The sequence below is a fragment of the Empedobacter sp. UBA2044 genome (genome assembly GCF_002333005.1).
Classification (GTDB): Bacteria; Bacteroidota; Bacteroidia; order Flavobacteriales; family Weeksellaceae; genus Empedobacter; species Empedobacter falsenii_B.
The window spans coordinates 1-18,114 of record NZ_DDBA01000035.1 but is presented as its reverse complement, the minus strand read 5'-3'; the positions used below and the strand labels follow the sequence as shown (position 1 = coordinate 18,114).

The window sequence follows — 18,114 nt, the reverse complement described above, 5'->3', positions numbered from 1 at the left end:
CAAAAAAAGGAACTCAAAAAAGTTCCTTTTCAATATTTTTATTCGCTTAATTCTAACCAACGGAATTCTTTTTCTTCTAATTCGTCTACAATTTTTTGTAGTTCATCTCCAATAGTTGTGATTTTGTCGTAGCCTAAATTTGGATCAGAAAGTAAATTCGTTAATTCTTCTTTCTTGGCTTCAAGAATTGGTAAAGATTTATTAATTTCTTCTAATTCTCTTTGCTCTTTAAACGATAATTTTCTTGGTTTGGCTTCTTTTATTTTTTCTTTTGATTCTACTTTTTCTTGAATTGAAATTTCTTTTTCAGCTTTTTTATCTTCTGACTCAGGTTTATTTTTATTTTCTATATGATATTCGGTATACGTTCCCATATAACGAGAAACTTTTCCTTCGCCTTCGAAAATCATTAATTCATCAACCACTTTATCCATAAAATATCTATCGTGGGAAACAACTAATAAACAACCTTGATATTCTTCTAAGAAACTTTCAAGAACCGTCAAAGTTGGTAAATCTAAATCGTTTGTTGGCTCATCGAGAATCAAAAAGTTAGGATTTTTATACAAAATTGCTAATAATTGCAGACGTTTTTTCTCTCCACCACTCAACTTTGAGATAAAAGTATGTTGTTGTTCTGGCGTAAACAAAAACATTTCTAAGAATTGCTCTGCACGCATTTCTTTTCCATTTGCAAGCGGGAAAAAATCGGCAATATCTTTCACAAATTCTATGACGCGCTCATCTTCTTTGAAATCAATTCCATCTTGTTTGAAATGTCCAATATTTAAGGTTTCTCCACGTTCAATTGTTCCAGAATCCATAGTTTCGATTCCTTCTAACATTTTTAGGAAAGTCGTTTTACCAACTCCATTTTTTCCAACTAAACCAATTTTTCCACCACGAGCGAAAATATATGAGAAATCATCTAAAATTTTCTTTTGACCAAATGCTTTCGAAACATGTTCCATTTCGATGATTTTTTGACCCAAACGCGTCATTACCATCTCTAATTTTACTTGTTGATCGACAATTTTATGTTTAGCTACTTTTTCGGTATCATAAAACGCGTCAATACGAGATTTAGACTTTGTTGTACGCGCTTGTGGTTGACGACGCATCCACTCAATCTCTTTACGATAAAGGTTTTTCGCTTTGTCAATTGTTGCATTTTGATTTTCGATACGCAATGCTTTGTTCGTAATATAAGTTTCGTAATTTCCCGAATGTACATACAATGTTTTGTCCTCCATTTCGAGAATTTTGGTACAAATTGCATCTAAGAAATAACGATCGTGCGTAACCAAAATCAATGTTTTGTTTTCTTTGTTCAAGAAATATTCAAGCCATTCCACCATTTCTATATCCAGATGGTTGGTAGGCTCATCTAAAATTAAAAGAACATATCCAGTTTCGAAACTTAAATCAATCAAAAACTTCGCTAAAGAAATACGTTTACGCTGACCACCAGAAAGTTTTCCAATTTTTTGATCCAAGAAATCAATCTTCAATTTTGATAAAATTTCTTTGATTGTTGGCTCAACTTTCCATGCATCTAAAACATCCATTTTTCCCATTAAATCAATTAAATCAGGATTTGTTGGGTCATTTTCGATCATGTTTTCATATTGACGAACAACATCTAAAACTTCATTCGAATGATTGAAAATATATTCTTCACTTTTCAAGTTTTCGTCAAAGTCATCACTTTGATCCAACATCAAGATTTTAACACCTTTATTTGGACGAACTTCGCCAGAATCGGCAGTTTCTAATCCAGCTAAAATTTTAAGTAAAGTAGATTTTCCACTTCCATTTTTTGCTACGAATGCGATTTGGTCTCCTTCATTTACATGAAAATTTACATCTTCAAATAAAGTTCTGATTCCGTATGATTTGGTTAGATTTTCAACTGTAAGAAAATTCATGGTTTATTATCTGTTTTGTAAATTAAAAAAAGATGCTAAATCTTTTCTGTTTCGATTTGTTTCATCGATTGTTTAGCTTTTCTTATTTTAACGATTAGAATAGCCAAAGATAAGACAAAGCAAATACTTCCTATTACAATTAGATTATTTAAATGCGGTTGAATTAGGGTAGGATCGCCTTTTTCGATGAAAAGTATTCGGAATATTTTCAAATAATGTGTTAATGGAATGCAATCTGCAATTGCTTGAATCCATTTTGGCATTTGACTTAAAGGCCATGTAAATCCACTTAAAATGAAACTTGGTGTTGCAACAACCATCAAAACTTCGGTTGCTTTTAGTTGGCTTGGAAGGAGAATACTGACTAAAAATCCTAAAAAGCAAACGGCTAAAATAAATGCAAGAGAAGAAGTGAAGAATGGCCAAAACTCGGTTTCTAATTTCATGTCATAAAACATTCCGAACCAATAATACAGCATATATATAAATACTGACATAAATAAATAAGGAAAAGTTTTGACGAATAAAATGGTAAATGGATTGGATGATTTTGAGATTAATTCATTAAATATTCTATTCTCAAATTCTGAAGCAAATGAAAGTGCTAAACCTAATAATAAAACTTGTTGTAATACGGTTAATAAAACACCTGGAAGCATAAAATATAAGTAGTTTCCACTTCTGATATTTTGACGAATCATCGTTGATTTGAATGGTTCGTAGCTTTGTGTTGCAATATATTCTGGAACACCTTGTTTTCGAGCTGTTTCTATTGAAATACCAGCTTTCATTGTTGTTAAAACTGTAGTAATTGCGATTGCCGCTGTATTAGAAGTTAACGTATTTGAAGCATCTACAAAATAAGCGATTTCAGGTAATTTTTTTTGTTGTACATCAGACTGAAAGTTTCGAGGAATAACAACCACAACTTCAGCTCCGATTGCTAAAGCTTTATTCTTAGAATCAAATGTTGAAGGTAAAACTTCAGCAACTTTCACCGATTCATTTTCATCTAACATCTGAATAATTTTCTGACTTGTCATCGTATGATCTTCGTCTACAACAATAATTGGTAAATTGGTTACATTTCCTTTTTTATAAACATTTCCGATCAGAACACCATACATAATAGGTGCTCCCAAGAATAAAATTGGTAAAACAGGATTCTTGAAGAAAAGTTTGAATTCTCGTATAATTAAATGAAAAATCGTTTTCATCAGAATTTATTTAGCGTTAAGATCCAAAATTACATTTGCTTTTGTCAATAGTTGAGCAGCTTGTTTATAGTCAACAGGAACAACTTTCACTTCATATTGCGATTGTTGTTGATCAATATCAGGATAAGCAGTCGAAATATTAGCGTACGAATTAAGTACTTTTATCGAAACAATTTTACCTTTCAAAACCATATTATTTTTATAAGGAACTTTTAAATTGACGATTTGATTTTTTTGCAATTGTCCGATTTTATTCTCAGGAATTGTGAATCTAAAAAATGTAGTTTCTCCCAAAATTCCGTTTGCAATAGAATATCCAGCCAAAGCCAATTCTCCAACTTTTAGATTAATTGTTTCAACCGTCATATCTTGTGGTGCTTTGATGTGTCTTTCCGCTTCTGCAACATCTACTTCTTGCAAAGCTCCCAAAGCACGTTCTTTTTGTCCTAAAGCCATTTGTTGTTGCTCTACACGCGTTCCATTTTCGGCATCAGCTAATTCAGCTTTTGCAGCTAAATATTGGTTTTTAGCGCCTTGATATTTCGCATAAACTTCATCATAACTTTGTTGCGGAACAAGACTATCTCGAAGCATATTTTTTAGTCGATGATTTGATTTTTCAGCATAATCTAATTGTTCCTTCAAACCAGCAACTTTTGCACGCAATTGTTTTAATTGATTATCTGTTGCACCTTTTTTAGCCATTTCGTATTGAGCTTCGGCAGAATTTACAGCGCCTTCTGCTTGACTTTTTTTCGCGTCAACTTCTGGTAATTGTAAGACAAAAAGCGTTTGTCCTTTTTTTACTTCATCGCCTTCGTGAACTAATATTTGATCTATTTTTCCTGGGATTTTTGTTACAACGCTAATTTGATCGCGCTCAATTTTACCTTGAAAAATAGTTTGCTGTTCTTTTTTATTTTCCTTGTCAGATGATTTACAGTTTGTAATAAAAATTAATCCGCTTAAAGCAAAAATATAGGATAATGTATTTTTCATGATTTTAATTTGAGATTTGATTAAATAATTCTCCAGAAGTTTGAAGTAATTCGTAGGTTTTAGAGCGTTGATCTAAGATTTGAGCATAATAACCTAGATTGGCTTTGTAATAATCATTTTCGGCAGCCAAACGTTCAGTTACATCTATTAATCCTTCTTGAAATCGTCTTGAAGCGATTTCTAAATTATTTGTTGCAATGGTATTTTGTTGATTATTTACTTTTAATTTTTCAGTAGAAGTTTCATAATCAATTTTGTTTTTACTTAATAATAAATTCAGTTTTTCTTGCGAATTTCTCAACTTGTTTTCATTTATTAAAATGTCAGTTTTTGCTTGTGCTAATTTATTTTTGTGTTGTCCGCCATCCAACAATTCCCACTTTGCGCCAATACCAATCAAAATATTAGGGAACATCGAAAATTGGTTCATTTTTAAATTAACATCACCTAATACATCACCATCTTTTAATTTGAAATGACTTCCAAAAATTGAGGTGTAATTGGTATTCGCGAATGCAAAAACTTGCGGTAAATGTGAACCTTTTTCCTTTTGATACAGAAATTCGTAAGCTTTTACAGAGTGTTCAAGTGCTTTCAATTCTTTTTTATTTTCTAAAGTATAGCTTGAAGCAAGAATATCAATAGGTGTAAGTTCGTATTGAATTTGTTGAAGATCTTGTTCAGATAGATGCGTCAACATTTCTAATTTTTTGTATAGCAATTGTCGATTACCGTTCAATTCTACTTGTCGGGCTTCTAACTCTAGAATTGCTAATTTTATTTTTTCCCGATCGTATGGAATAGCTAAACCATTTTGAATTGCTTTCTGCACTTTAAGATGTTCTTTATCCAATCGTTTTGCAGAATTTGAAATTAATTCTTCTACTTTGACCAATAACATCAATTGATCATAAGTTTGTAAAATATCTTTGGTTATAGTTTCTTTTTCGGCTTCTTTCAAATAATCTAAAGCAGTACTTTTTTCCTGAATAGCATTCAACGCATTTGGAATTTGTAATCCCGAAAATATAATTTGAGTGGCGTTAACTCCAACAGTAAATAATCCTGCAGAGGTATTGAATTTTTGATTACCCGAAAACAATTCTGTGGACAAAATATCGATTGATTTGGTTGGAATATCGATAATTCCGTTCGAGTTTAGATAACCACCCAGCGCAATTGCAGATAAACTTGGTTGTTGTTTACCTTTTACTTCGTTATATTGGTAATTGTTTTTCTCGACTTCCAATTGTTTATTTTTTAATTCGTAACTCGACTCAATCGCTTTTTCAACAGGCAATCGAAGTTGCGGATCAATCAATTGTTGTGCAAATCCCGAAATAGAAGTCAATAATGGAATAAAAGATAAATATCGTATAATAGGCATCCTATAATTTTAGCATAAAATTAACAAAAAATATACCATGAATAAAAGTCAATATTAGAATGTCATTAAAAATAAAAATCCTGAAACTTTTTAAGGGTTCAGGACTTCCAAAAGTTGCCAAAAAAATGGCGCATAGTTCAATGTATTTAATATTTATTATCAATAATATCCAACGTTTCGTTTAATGATTCTTTCATCATTTTCTCTAAATAATCCGTCGTACTTTTATTGATTGTTTCGTCTATATATTTAGTTCCACCAATTGTTTCGCTATATTTTAAAGCATTATTTTTAAGGTCTAAAATATTAATATAGACATATGTTTTTGCGATGTATTTCTGTTTGTTGGCAGGATCATAATCAAGACCCGATTTTACATTAATCAAAACTAAATCATCTTGATTAATCGCTTTTTTTAAATCATTAAATTTAACTTGATTTACATTTTCCTTTGTGATTAATTCATTTGGAACTAAGTTTTTATCAAATTTATCAATCATTTGATAAGTATACTTGTTATCGTTTAATATTTTCTCAGATTTATCACGAATTATTTTTACAATATCAAATTTAGAATTTATTTGTTTAAGCTGATTTTCAATTGATTTTGAATCAATGTTTTGATCTAAATTTTGAGAATTATGATCAAAAAAACCAAGAGAATCTATGTTAATGAGAACACCAACTTTGTTTACAGGAACGTCTAAAGCATTTTCGTAAGTTACCGTATTAAGTGCTAATTCTTTTGGAGCTTCTTTTTTTTGCTCGCAAGATTGGGTAAAAAACAATACCCCAACAATAAAATAAACTAATTTTTTCATACACTATCCTATTACCTCTTTAAAGGTAGTGATTTATAATGTTTTATAATAAAATTATTGCTAATAATTTTCTTCTTCTTCATCGTCAAAAGTTTTGGCAATTTTTTCAATGTTTAAGCTTTTTGCCATCGCATCAAAAATCTCTTTATAAGTGCCGTTCATTTTGTAGACATCTTCATGAATCCCGTGTACTACAACTTCGCCTTGTTTCATCACGTATGTATAATCGGCATCGATAATTTGAGAAATACTATGCGAAATAATGATAACTGTTCGATCTTTTTTGATGGCATCCAAACTATTTTTAATCTGTTCTGTCGCAATTGCATCCAAACTTGCAGTAGGTTCGTCTAGAAAAATAATTGGTGGATTTTTGAGAAACATACGTGCTATGGCGATGCGTTGTTGTTGACCGCCAGATAACAATAAGGCTTTGGATTGATAACCTTCTGGCAAGTCCATAATTTGTTCATGAATATAAGCGCGTTTTGCAGCATCTTCTATTTCTCCGAAAGTTGCGTTTACATTTCCATAACGAATATTTTCTTCAATTGTTCCATTAAAAATGTGATTTTTTTGTAAAACCAACCCAATATTATCACGTAAAAATTGCGTGTCATATTCTTCTAAATCAATTCCATCAAGTAGAATTTTTCCAGAATCAGGTTGATAAAATTTATCCAATAAATTGATCACTGTACTTTTTCCCGCGCCAGACAAACCAACCAAAGCTGTAATTTTATTGGGTTGAATTGTCATGTTGATATTTTTCAAGGCTTTATAACCATTTGGATAAGAAAAGTCAACATTTTGGATTTCGAATTTACCTTTTAAGTTTGTTGGAATATAATTTCCAGATGATTCTTTTTCGTCATCCGCTTTTAAAATTGCAAAGAAACTTTCGGAATATATCATCGCATCATTCATTTCATCATAAATACGATGTAGTTGACGAATAGGAGCCGAAACGTTGTTGAACAATAAAATATGGAACATAATTGCACCAATTGTCATTTGTCCATCAAGAACCAAATATGAAGTTAAAATGATGATAATCACCACACCAAATTGCTCGATAAAGGATTTTAAACCATCAAAAAAGAAGCTTGTTTTGCGTGTTTGCATTTGATTATTCGTCAATTCTTTTTGCAAAGCAAGTTGTTTTTTACCTTCGATATCTTCTCGGTTAAATGATTTAATAACTGTAATTGAATCAATTATGCTGATAATTCCTTGCGATTTTTGTTCACGATAACCTCTTAAGTTTCGTCGCCAACCACTCAGCTTTTTAGCTTGTTGTTGTGTAATAATGAAATAAATCGGAACGATACAAAGTCCAACCAATCCAACGTAAAAATTAGCGTTGAACATCAAAATTAAGGCAACAATTGAATTGGCAAAAAGAGGTAAAATATCGATAAAAAAGTTTTGAACTAAACGTGTTAAACTTTCAATTCCTCTGTCAATACGAGTTTGAAGTTTTCCTGCTTGATTATCTTGATTTGTATAAAATGCCATTCGGTACGTCAAAATCTTTTCGATAATGGCTTGAGCTAAATCTTGCGAAACAAAAATTCGAAGCTTTTCTCCATAATATTTTTGACCAAATGTGATGAATGCATTCAAGATTTCTTTTGTCATCAAAACAATCGAAATAAACGAAATGATTTTCAGACCTTCTTTTAATCCTTTTCCAGCTTCAACCAAACCATTTATAGAATCTACGGTATATTGCAAAATCAGTGCATTTACTTGCGAAGTAAAAGATCCAACTAAGGTTAAGAGCAAAGTTGCGACAACCAAAGAACGATAAGGTTTTACAAATGGACGTAGATTTTTAAACAGCTGGATGATTGTCATTTATTATTCTTTTAACGGTTGTTCTTTCACAAAAACGTGACCAACTTTTGTAAAATCGTAAGCAATCTCGTACAAATACTCTAATAAATCTTCAATCAGCTCAGAATCACTCTGCAAAGCTTCTGTTTCAATTTCAGAATAAACAACAGTAGTTTCTCTAAATTCTATTGTTTTAGGCAAATTTTCCGTTTCATATTCACCATAAAGTCGAATATTTTGTAACAATAATTGCAAAATTTTCTTCATCAATCGAATGTGTTCTGAAGTTAAAATGACCGAATTATTTTTCTTTAAAATTTTAACTAAACCAACTGAATATGAGACAAATGATTGATTGAAAATAGTGAATTTATTCAGTTCATTAGCATTTTCTTGTTTTCCTTTCGGTTCAGAAATGACACGCTGAAAAACTGAATTAATATTTGCCATTGCAATAAAAACATCTTTTCTAGCTAATTTATAATCAGTTGTAGAAACTTCATTATCGGCTAATTTTTTAAAAATCAAATAAATAAATTCGTAATTCGCAATCAATGCTTTTTGAATATATTCGTTCATATTATTTTTTTCCCAAGTTGGTAAAATCAAATAACTCGAAATAAACGCCATAAATCCTCCAACAAGCGTGTCTATAAATCGTTCTTGAATTATGTACAATGAATCTTTTTGCGAATAAAAACTAAACGAAATAAGAATATAGGCGGTTAAGTAAAATGTACCGATTGCATATTTATGACGAATAAAAGTGTAGGCCATCAACATGAAAATAAGCATTAAAGCAAATCGGATACTGTGTTGAGGAATTATCAATAATATTAAAACCCCAACTAATCCACCGCCAATTGTTCCTTTCAAACGCTGAAAGTTTCGCTTTTTTGTTACGCTAAAACCAGGTTTTAAAATCACTAAAACTGTCATCAAAATCCAGTAACTATGGTAAGTCATCGGAATAATAAACGTGACACCATAAGCTAATAACATTACAATTGATGCACGAATTGCATGTCTAAAAATTGAAGATTTTAGATTCAGATGATCTTTTAATTTTCGTAAAGAATAATCAACTGTAGGTTCAAAATGTTCGGCATGATCCAGTGGATTTTTCTTTTTTTCTGTGAATGAATCATCATAGAAAAATTTATGGATAAACTCTATTTTATAAACAATTTGCTTTAAATTGATGTAAATTTTAGATAAAACGATTGGTTTTTGTCCTTCTGCATATAATTCTTTGATAGCATCATCAATCTTTTTCAACTCAACTTCAAAGTCAAAAGTAGGTTGTTTAGGACGTTTGTTCGAGTTAATATGATAAGCAATCATTTTAAGCTCATGCGCTAATTTATTCATTAAATTATAGATTTTGCGCATTGCTTTTGTATCACCGTAAACTTCTCGAATTTTCACATAATCGTATTGATTTGCTGTTACATTTTCAAATATATCCACCAAATCAGAAAAAATAAACACAATCGAACGCCCAATTGGTGTCAGGTCTTTTACCAATTTTTTGTTCGAAAAAACTAATTCACGAACTAAACTTTGTTTTTCGTTAATTACAACATGTTCATCGATTAATTTTTTGATAATATCATCGTAATTAGAGTCTTTATCAAACATAGAAGCCTTGATTCGAATGTATTCAGAAATATGAATCATTGTATCAGCTAAGTTTTGCTGCGCCATACGATAAGGACGAAAGGTACTAATAGCTAGGCTAAAAATAGTGTACCAAGCTGCTCCAGCAGTCACAAAAAGTGCAATATGAAGAGGACTTAACTCATGTCGTAAATCATTCATATTCATTACCATTGACATCATAATGACCATTCCAAGCGCACTTGTACGTTGTCCCCAAACGGTTAACATGTTAGAAAAGAATACGATAAGTGTTAAACAAATACCTAGAAATATTGGGTAACTGTTAATCGTTTTGGTGAAATATGAAACAAGGAAAATCAAGAGCACGGAAAGCCACATCAGGTTTCGGCGTTCTTTAAATGGACCAGGTGTATCCGTCATGTGTGCTAAAACTGCACCAAGACTTATCGTTACACCGGCATATAAATCGCCAAACAAGCTGGCTACGATAGGCGGAATGATAATCGCTAAAGAAGTTTTTAAGCCATCTGAAAGCGCTTCTCCGTAGATAAAGTTTTCAATTTTATTGATGATTTTCAAGTGTAATTTTTTAAGGTTGAAAATTGTTGTATAAAATTAACACAACTTTTTTCGAAACCCAACTAAACTCGTGAAGTTTTTAGAATATGAAAACCATCAATGCTTTGAGTAAAAATTAAAGTTGTTGTACCACCATCAATAATTTTGAATTTTTTCTTGATAACGTCTATTGGCTGATTGTAATTTTTGACTAATAAATTCGCTTTTGTTTTTAGAATTTCTTTTTTTTGATTTTTAATTTCTTCTTCAATCAAGTAAATTTTTCCAGGAAAATTCTCTAAAAGTTCATTCGAAGTATACAAATGAGTATTCTGATGAAGTTTATGAAGATTGAATTTTTCGCTCAATAATTTGAAAGCACCAGTTTTTAGAATCGCAACATTTGGTTCGTAAATATAACGTTGAATTCCTCCAAAACTTGCATTCGCACTATATTCTTCTTCAAAATGAAAAGAAAATTCGGATTGATTATTTTCTAAATTAACAGCTTTTATCAAAGGGTTTTTTGTTGAAGAATTTTTATCTAAAATGATTAGAAAATCTTTCACTTCATTTTTTAATGCAACAATGTGTATTTCAAAAATTGAATCAATTTGTTGTAGGGTAGAAGTGATGTCTAATAAAGGCGAAAGCTTGATGATAATTTTCTCTGTTTTTTCGGAAAAAGTTGGAATCCATTCTAAAATATTTGGCTCTAAATCTTCCAAAATAAATTTTCTTCCGCTCGAATTTCTTCTTGCTGGATCGAGATAAATAACATCAAATTTTAATGTAGGATTTTCTTCAAAAAAAGACTGAAAAGTTCCTGTATAGGTTTCTAAATTTGGCGCTAAAATTTTAGCATTATGTTGTACAATCTCACTCAATTCAGGATTTTGTTCGATGTGATATACTTTGTCAAAATTCTTTGCAAAAGCCATGGTATCAATTCCAAAACCTGCGGTTAAATCAATCAAATTTTTTCCTTTAACTAAAGTTGATTTATAATTTGCTGTGGCTTCTGAACTTGCTTGTTCCAAATTAATTGAAGGCGGAAAATAAATATTTTCTGTCGAATAAAGTGTTGGAAATTTATGTTTTGAAACTTGAATTCCTTTCAATTGTTGTGCAATTTCAGCAGAAGAAATTTCTTCAAACAACGATTTTTTCAAACCTATAGATTTGATGTCTTCATGTTCGATTATTTTCAGATAATCTTGAAATTCTTTTGTTAAAATAGTTGGATTCAAAATGTTATTTTTTGACGTAAAATATTATTTTATTAAACACAAAACTTCAGTATCCATCACAGCTACTGAAGTTTCGATTATATTATTAAGTTCTTTTAATGAAATTGGCATCCAATTCATGTAAAAACTATTTTTTTTCCTCTTTTTCTGCCAAACGAGTTGGAACAATCGGAACAAAAAGTGCTTGTTTTACCACTTTTTCTTTTGGCGATTTCTCAATCACATCTGCAGGGTTTCTAAATTTGTTTACACCAATTAATTTAATGGTTTGCTCATCGAAATCTTTTTGCTCTTTTTTCGCGCTTGTGTAAATAAAATCTTGAATAGTTTCATTTTGTAAAGCATTTACAAAACCTCCTACATTTTGTATTGTTTTAAACAATTCTAACGCATTTTCAGCCATTTGATTTGTCAAACTTTCAATGTAGAAAGAACCAGCAGCAGGATCAGTAAATTGATTCAAATAAGATTCTTTTTGTAACAATAATTGTTGTTTTGCGGCTAATTCTAATCCAAAATCAGACTCTTTATTAACTTCATCATATGATCCAACAAAAATAGCGTCACTTGATCCGAAGATAGCCGAAGAAGCTTCTATTGTAGAGCGAATAACGTTGTTGTAAATATCTAATTTAGATTTATTGCGATCGGATGTTGAAGTGAAAATAAATGCTTCACTTTCTTTATTATATTGCTCCAAAATCATTTTCCATAAAAAGCGAAATGCTCTTAATTTCGCAACTTCGAAGAAATAATTACTTCCAACAGCAAATTTAAAATAAATTTTGTCCGCAATATCAGCTCCAAAATTTTCTAAATATTCTACTGCATGTGCAAGTGTAATCGCAATTTGTTGAACATGATTTGCTCCAGCATTTTGATAAACATCTCCTTGAATTGAAATTACTTTTTCGAAATTTTTCAATGCCAAAGCTTCTTTCACCAATTCTTTTGATGCTTTTTCTGAATCATTTTGCCAAAGTCCATTCTGTGCCAAATATCCATAAATATCTAAATCTAAATATTTCAGATTTGGAAGATTTTCAAGCGATTTTAAATCAGAAGTTCCATTATATTTAATAAATAAATCTAGATAATTAGGAAGTTCTAACGATGAATCAATTTGATTTTGATTAATCAAATATCCATACAAAAAGCTGTAATCTTGGTTTTTATTTCCAGTATATTTCGAAATAATTTTCCAATCTTTTGAGGATTTTGGTAATGGTTGTACAGCCGAATAATCGACATCATCCTTTGTATATAATGGTTTTACATTTATTTGATCGTTCGTTCCCCAAACCAAAGTTTCATTATATTCTAAACCTTTTAGCTCGACTTGAACTTTATTTTTCCATTCTTTTTCAGAAATAGAATCAAAATTTTCAAATAACTTACTCATTTTCTTTATTTTGCGGCTTCGTAACTTTTTCTTGCTGAATGATAAAAATATCTTCATCATCTTTTTTCAAGAAATGCTTTTCTCTTGCAATCCTTTCAATTTCAGCAGGATTACTATTTAGTTGATTTAATTTTTCAGACTCAGTATCCAAGTGTTCTTGGTAATATTGTTGATCAACTTCTAATAATTTGATTTGTTTATCCAACTCGCGATGTACGAAAAAAGAATTTTGGTCGAAAAAAATCATCCAAACAGCAAACGCAACCGTTAGAACAAAGTAACGATTCCAAACAAATTTGAATACACGTGTATCCTTAATTTTTCTTTTCGGTACTTCTGGTGTAAGTTCTTTGTCAAAGATTTCTTCCGATTTTTCTTTCATTATACAGTAGTTTTCGAGTTTAGTTTTTCTTTAATTACAGTTGATAAAACTTTGATTGCGACAGAATTTTTCTTTTTCATATTCGGAATAATAATGTCTGCATAGTTTTTAGATGGTTCTATAAATTGCTGATGCATAGGTTTTAACGTTTTTTGATAACGTGTTAAAACTTCGTCTAAATCGCGCCCACGTTCTTGTATATCACGGCGTACGCGACGAATTAAACGTTCGTCAGAATCTGCATGAACAAAGATTTTTACATCAAATAAATCGCGTAAATCTGGGTCAGTCAATACCAAAATTCCTTCTACAATAATAACCGATTGTGGATGTGTTAAAATCGTTTCTTCCTTGCGACTATGCGTAATAAACGAATAGACAGGTTGTTCTATTGATACGCCATTTTTCAATAAAGCGACATGTTCTTTTAGTAATTCGAAATCAATTGATCTTGGGTGATCAAAATTGATCTTAGAACGTTCATCAAAAGATAATTCAGGATGATCTTTATAATAATTATCTTGAGAAATAACGATAACGCTTTCCGCGTTAAGATCTCTTAAAATATTATTTACAACAGTTGTTTTTCCCGAACCTGTTCCTCCTGCAATTCCTATTACTAGCATTTTTGTTTTATTATTTTTTTTAATTTCGTTTGATGTTTCCATTGCAAGAGTTCTCGTAAAATTTCCTTAAAGATAAAATTTTCCTATCAGAAATTAAAATAAAAAGAAATCGATTCTTGCAAAATTTTAAATGTTGTCGTGAAGAAGTTTTGGTTGATTGATTTTGAGAAAAGAAATAATTATCGATGCATTTAAAAAATGATTGATTTATTATTCGATTATTTAGATGTAACTCAAACATTTAGGTTTATTTATACAAAAAAAGTACTTTGCAGTACTTGGTTTCTCTTAATCGGATGCAAAGGAAAGAAAAAAATATAAAAACTTTATCTTTTTTATCATTATATTTATAAGATCAGAACTATTATAAAATACTAAACTATGAACGATTTAATCTCAATGTCTACTATTTTTTCGTTATTTCTCGGAATAGGATTAGCCGCCGCTGCTGGTTTTCGGATTTTTCTTCCCTTATTTATATTGAGTTTAGCTGTCAAATTTGCAGGAAGTTTTATTAATCTCGACGAAAATTGGATGTGGGTTGGGAGTACACCAGCTCTTATAACACTTGGTGTAGCGATGTTAGTGGAAATTGGAGCTTATTATATTCCAATTATTGATAATTTGTTGGATACGATTGCGGTTCCCTTAGCTGGAATTGCAGGAACAATAGCGGTTGGAATTACGATGCCAGAAATGAACGAAGTTGCAACTTGGGCTTTGGCGATTATAGCAGGAGGAGGAACTGCGGCTGCGATTAGCGGTACAACTGCTGCTGCAAGAGCTGTTTCGACCACCACAACTGCGGGAGCTGGAAATTTTTTGGTTAATACAGGTGAAACGTTTAGTTCTATTGTATTAAGTATTACGGCAATTGTATTGGCTCCTTTGGCGTTTATTTTTGTACTGATTATTTTATATGTGTGTTATAGAGCATATAAAAGTGTTAGAAAAAAAGGTGATCAGTTATTGGCGGAAGAATTGTGAAAGAGTGAAGAATTGAATATATAAAAGAGCTAAATTATTAGCTCTTTTTTTTTGTTATATATTAGTATTTCAAGTTTTTCTTTTTAAGTAAATATTAATTCAAAAATATTTAGAATAAGATTAACTAGAAGTTAAGTTTATAAAATAGAAAAAGTCTTGTAATTTTTTTACAAGACTTTTTGAAATATAAATTATTCCTTCTCTTTCACTATTGGTCTTATTAGACCTTCTTGCGCAACGCTACAAATTAGTTCACCAGAACGATTGAATAAATTTCCTCGTGTAAAACCTCTTGTATCATTTGCACTTGGAGATTCAACATTAACTAATATCCAATCATGCAAATTTGGTTCTCGGTGAAACCAAATTGAATGATCTAAGCTGGCCATTTGTGTGTTTCCAAAGTGAGCTTTAGAAGCATGAGGTTTTATTGCTGTTGATAATAAATTGTAATCAGAGCTATACGCAATTAATTGCTGAATAATTGGTAAAGGTAAATCCTCTGGAACATCATTAAAAGTTAACCAAACATTACTAAAATTAGGATAATCTTTTTTCTCAAAAGGATTCACAAATTCAACAGGTTTAAAATCTAACGGACGCTCTGCTAAGACAAATCGCATAATTGATTTTGGTAAAACTGAACCAAATTGTTCTGCTACATCATTCCAGCTCATTAATTCTTCAGGAGGCGTTACAACAGGCATTTTTTCTTGATGCTCGTAACCTTCTTGCTTCAACTGAAAGGAACAAGCCATTACAAAAATAGGCACACTGTCTTGCTTTGCTGTGACAACACGTGTACTAAAACTTCCTCCATCACGAAGATTTGCTACTTCAAAATAGATAGGTTTTTCTAAATGTCCAGGTAAAATAAAGTAGGAGTGAAGGGAATGGCAAAAACGATCTGAAGGAACAGTTTGATACGCAGCATGCAAAGCTTGGCTTACAACTTGTCCTCCAAAAACATTTGGACTTCCCATAAAAGAACTTTTCCCTTCGAATAAATTTTCTTCTAATTTTTTGAGAGAAATTAATTCGATGAGTTCTTGAGTAGTTTTCATTATTAAATTTAAAATTTCAAATTATTTAATTTCTGCACATTTTGTTCTAATGCACATTTATATTCATTTTTCATTCGATAGACTAATTCTTCGGTTGAAATAATATCATGAATTCCAGAAACTCCGTGTCCAGCAGACCAAATGTCTTTCCATGCTTTATGTCCATCGCCTCCAATTAATTTCGAAAAATCTTCTTCTTTCTTTTCGTCTAAATCAATTCCAGAATGTATAATACTTGGTTTCAAGAAATTTGCATTTACACCAGAAATTCCATCTGTATAAATCACATCTTCGAAAGTAGAATCGACTAACATTGTTTTATAATCTTGATTCGCAGAGGCTTCTTTTGTCGCGATAAAACGAGTTCCGATGTATGCAAAATCAGCACCCATATTTTCAGCTGCTAAGATATCGTTTCCGTTGTTCATCGCACCTGCTAAAATTAAACAACCATCGTAAAAAGTGCGAATATCATCAATCAAAGCAAAAGGATTAGCCGTACCAGCATGTCCACCAGCACCAGAAGCTACAGCAATAATTCCATCTACACCAGCTTCAGCAGCTTTTTCCGCATGACGTTTTTTGATCACATCATGAAAAACCAAACCTCCATAACTATGAACTGCATCTACAACTTGTTTTACAGCACCAAGCGACGTAATAATAAGCGGTACTCTATATTTTGCACATAAAGCTAAATCACCTTCGAGACGAGGGTTTGTTTTGTTAACGATTAAATTCACTCCAAATGGAGCTGCTTTTTTACCTGTTTCATCTTCAAATTGTTTTAATTGAGAAGTGATATCAATTAACATTTGTTCGAAATCTTCGGCTGTTCTTCCATTCAAAGAAGGGAAAGTTCCACATACACCATTTTTACATGCTTCTACAACTAATTCAGTTCGAGAAACAAGAAACATAGGTGAAGTGATTAAAGGTAAATCTAAACTATTTTTAAATTCTTGTAGGGTCATACTAAAATTTTTTTGATGTGGTATAGGATGCAATATAGTTATAAATTGAGTTATGATTTTCAGAAAAGATTAATTTATTTGCATAAAAAAATCCTGAAATGTTTAATATTTTCAGGATTTTTTATTTGATAAAAGCAGTGTTCGATTAATTTAAATTTAGGATTATTATTTCCTTCACGTTATTTAATTTCAATGCTGAAATTGATTTTGAAAACATTAATAATTTTTCAATCGTTGATTGTTTTGGTTCAAATTTTTCTGAGTAAAATTCAATCATAAAAACTTATTTACTTTAAAAACGTTAAATAGATAAGTTTATTTTTTAATCGATTGTTAAAATAATGTTATTATTTTCGATAACTTTTCTTAAGTTGATAATTGCATAGCGCATTCTTCCTAATGCTGTATTAATACTAACATTTGTTTCTTCCGCAATTTCTTTGAAACTTAATTCTTTGAAGATTCTCAGTTCTAAGACTTCTCTTTGATCACTTGGTAATAAAGTAACAAGGTATCTTAAATCATTTTCAATTTGCTTTTTAATGATTTTGGTTTCGGAACATTCGTCAGAATTTCCAATAAAATCGAAAATATTATATTCGTCATCATATTTACCTATAGTTTCTCTAACAGCAGGCATTTTCTTAATATTTCGAAAATAATCAATAGTTAAATTATGCGCAATACGCATTAGCCAAGGTAAAAATTTTCCTTCTTCATTATATCCGCCACTTTTTAGTGTAAGAATAACTTTTATGAAAGTATCTTGGAAAATATCTTCAGTGATATCTTTGTCTAAAACTTTTGAGAAAATGAAACTATAGATTCTACTTTTATACTTCTCAATTAAAATTTCTAAAGCATATTCATTACCATCAACATAGTCTTTGATTAGCAATGAGTCTTCTTCGTAATTCATAAGGTAGATAATTTGGTTTAGTAAGTAGATTTTTTTATCTATAGGCTTCTTGTTTTTTTATAAGTGATTCAAATATAGTCAAAGTTTGAATCAAAACAAGTGAATTAACATAAAAAGAGGACTGTCTCTTAAAGTGTG

At 30.7% G+C, this 18,114-nt stretch carries 15 protein-coding genes; 1 reads left to right on the top strand and 14 read right to left on the bottom strand.

Annotated features, from left to right (window positions below):
• Window positions 1-38: 38 nt before the first annotated feature.
• The 11 genes from B4E59_RS06085 to udk form a co-directional block, all read right to left on the bottom strand.
• On the bottom strand, window positions 39-1,928 hold the full coding sequence (locus B4E59_RS06085; RefSeq protein WP_221855566.1) for an ABC-F family ATP-binding cassette domain-containing protein: 1,890 nt from the start codon (window positions 1,926-1,928) through the stop codon (window positions 39-41).
• A gap of 35 nt (window positions 1,929-1,963) precedes the next feature.
• The gene (locus tag B4E59_RS06080) at window positions 1,964-3,145 is read right to left on the bottom strand and encodes an ABC transporter permease (protein WP_291051974.1); all 1,182 of its coding nucleotides are present in this window, start codon (window positions 3,143-3,145) and stop codon (window positions 1,964-1,966) included.
• A 6-nt stretch (window positions 3,146-3,151) separates the two neighbouring features.
• Entirely contained in the window at window positions 3,152-4,144 is a 993-nt protein-coding gene (locus B4E59_RS06075) for an HlyD family secretion protein (RefSeq protein WP_291051971.1), read from the bottom strand.
• A 4-nt stretch (window positions 4,145-4,148) separates the two neighbouring features.
• Window positions 4,149-5,531 carry a TolC family protein gene (locus B4E59_RS06070; protein ID WP_221855572.1) on the bottom strand — a complete coding sequence of 461 codons (1,383 nt, stop codon included), beginning with the start codon at window positions 5,529-5,531 and terminating at the stop codon, window positions 4,149-4,151.
• Between the two features lie 146 nt (window positions 5,532-5,677).
• Window positions 5,678-6,352 carry a hypothetical protein gene (locus tag B4E59_RS06065; RefSeq protein WP_125349240.1) on the bottom strand — a complete coding sequence of 225 codons (675 nt, stop codon included), beginning with the start codon at window positions 6,350-6,352 and terminating at the stop codon, window positions 5,678-5,680.
• A 60-nt stretch (window positions 6,353-6,412) separates the two neighbouring features.
• Window positions 6,413-8,212: an ABC transporter ATP-binding protein gene (locus tag B4E59_RS06060; protein WP_291051965.1), complete on the bottom strand. Its 1,800-nt coding sequence runs from the start codon at window positions 8,210-8,212 to the stop codon at window positions 6,413-6,415.
• Between the two features lie 3 nt (window positions 8,213-8,215).
• Window positions 8,216-10,393: an FUSC family membrane protein gene (locus tag B4E59_RS06055; protein WP_291051962.1), complete on the bottom strand. Its 2,178-nt coding sequence runs from the start codon at window positions 10,391-10,393 to the stop codon at window positions 8,216-8,218.
• A 62-nt stretch (window positions 10,394-10,455) separates the two neighbouring features.
• On the bottom strand, window positions 10,456-11,622 hold the full coding sequence (locus B4E59_RS06050) for a THUMP-like domain-containing protein (RefSeq protein WP_115001137.1): 1,167 nt from the start codon (window positions 11,620-11,622) through the stop codon (window positions 10,456-10,458).
• A gap of 127 nt (window positions 11,623-11,749) precedes the next feature.
• A complete protein-coding gene (locus B4E59_RS06045; RefSeq protein ID WP_219034475.1) occupies window positions 11,750-13,024 on the bottom strand; it encodes a methylmalonyl-CoA mutase family protein in 1,275 nt (424 codons plus the stop codon).
• Window positions 13,017-13,406 (bottom strand): FtsB family cell division protein, encoded by a 390-nt coding sequence (locus B4E59_RS06040; protein ID WP_221855581.1) that lies wholly within the window; start codon window positions 13,404-13,406, stop codon window positions 13,017-13,019. The genes B4E59_RS06045 and B4E59_RS06040 overlap by 8 nt, the downstream gene beginning before the upstream one ends.
• Window positions 13,406-14,074 (bottom strand): uridine kinase, encoded by a 669-nt coding sequence (gene udk, locus B4E59_RS06035; RefSeq protein ID WP_260392473.1) that lies wholly within the window; start codon window positions 14,072-14,074, stop codon window positions 13,406-13,408. Before udk ends, B4E59_RS06040 begins: the two co-directional genes overlap by 1 nt.
• 339 nt (window positions 14,075-14,413) lie before the next feature.
• Between udk and B4E59_RS06030 the strand changes: the two genes are divergently transcribed.
• Window positions 14,414-15,019 (top strand): DUF4126 domain-containing protein, encoded by a 606-nt coding sequence (locus B4E59_RS06030; protein WP_221855583.1) that lies wholly within the window; start codon window positions 14,414-14,416, stop codon window positions 15,017-15,019.
• 191 nt (window positions 15,020-15,210) lie between these two features.
• On the opposite strand, the gene B4E59_RS06025 is transcribed toward B4E59_RS06030, so the two are convergent.
• From B4E59_RS06025 to B4E59_RS06015, 3 genes are all read right to left on the bottom strand, one after another.
• Entirely contained in the window at window positions 15,211-16,083 is an 873-nt protein-coding gene (locus tag B4E59_RS06025) for an acyl-CoA thioesterase (protein WP_286496182.1), read from the bottom strand.
• Between the two features lie 8 nt (window positions 16,084-16,091).
• Window positions 16,092-17,057 (bottom strand): NAD(P)H-dependent flavin oxidoreductase, encoded by a 966-nt coding sequence (locus B4E59_RS06020; RefSeq protein WP_280049291.1) that lies wholly within the window; start codon window positions 17,055-17,057, stop codon window positions 16,092-16,094.
• A 322-nt stretch (window positions 17,058-17,379) separates the two neighbouring features.
• Window positions 17,380-17,976, bottom strand: a complete 597-nt coding sequence (locus B4E59_RS06015; RefSeq protein WP_115001114.1) for an RNA polymerase sigma factor — start codon at window positions 17,974-17,976, stop codon at window positions 17,380-17,382.
• Between the last annotated feature and the right edge of the window lie 138 nt (window positions 17,977-18,114).

Bases quoted from the DNA above. Each gene is read 5' to 3' on its own strand.
- B4E59_RS06020 (WP_280049291.1), bottom strand. From the start codon at position 17,057: ATGACCCTACAAGAATTTAAAAATAGTTTAGATTTACCTTTAATCACT.
- B4E59_RS06075 (WP_291051971.1), bottom strand. From the start codon at position 4,144: ATGAAAAATACATTATCCTATATTTTTGCTTTAAGCGGATTAATTTTT.
- B4E59_RS06080 (WP_291051974.1), bottom strand. From the start codon at position 3,145: ATGAAAACGATTTTTCATTTAATTATACGAGAATTCAAACTTTTCTTC.
- B4E59_RS06065 (WP_125349240.1), bottom strand. From the start codon at position 6,352: ATGAAAAAATTAGTTTATTTTATTGTTGGGGTATTGTTTTTTACCCAA.
- B4E59_RS06025 (WP_286496182.1), bottom strand. From the start codon at position 16,083: ATGAAAACTACTCAAGAACTCATCGAATTAATTTCTCTCAAAAAATTA.
- B4E59_RS06015 (WP_115001114.1), bottom strand. From the start codon at position 17,976: ATGAATTACGAAGAAGACTCATTGCTAATCAAAGACTATGTTGATGGT.
- B4E59_RS06040 (WP_221855581.1), bottom strand. From the start codon at position 13,406: ATGAAAGAAAAATCGGAAGAAATCTTTGACAAAGAACTTACACCAGAA.
- B4E59_RS06045 (WP_219034475.1), bottom strand. From the start codon at position 13,024: ATGAGTAAGTTATTTGAAAATTTTGATTCTATTTCTGAAAAAGAATGG.
- B4E59_RS06085 (WP_221855566.1), bottom strand. From the start codon at position 1,928: ATGAATTTTCTTACAGTTGAAAATCTAACCAAATCATACGGAATCAGA.
- B4E59_RS06030 (WP_221855583.1), top strand. From the start codon at position 14,414: ATGAACGATTTAATCTCAATGTCTACTATTTTTTCGTTATTTCTCGGA.
- B4E59_RS06060 (WP_291051965.1), bottom strand. From the start codon at position 8,212: ATGACAATCATCCAGCTGTTTAAAAATCTACGTCCATTTGTAAAACCT.
- B4E59_RS06070 (WP_221855572.1), bottom strand. From the start codon at position 5,531: ATGCCTATTATACGATATTTATCTTTTATTCCATTATTGACTTCTATT.
- udk (WP_260392473.1), bottom strand. From the start codon at position 14,074: ATGGAAACATCAAACGAAATTAAAAAAAATAATAAAACAAAAATGCTA.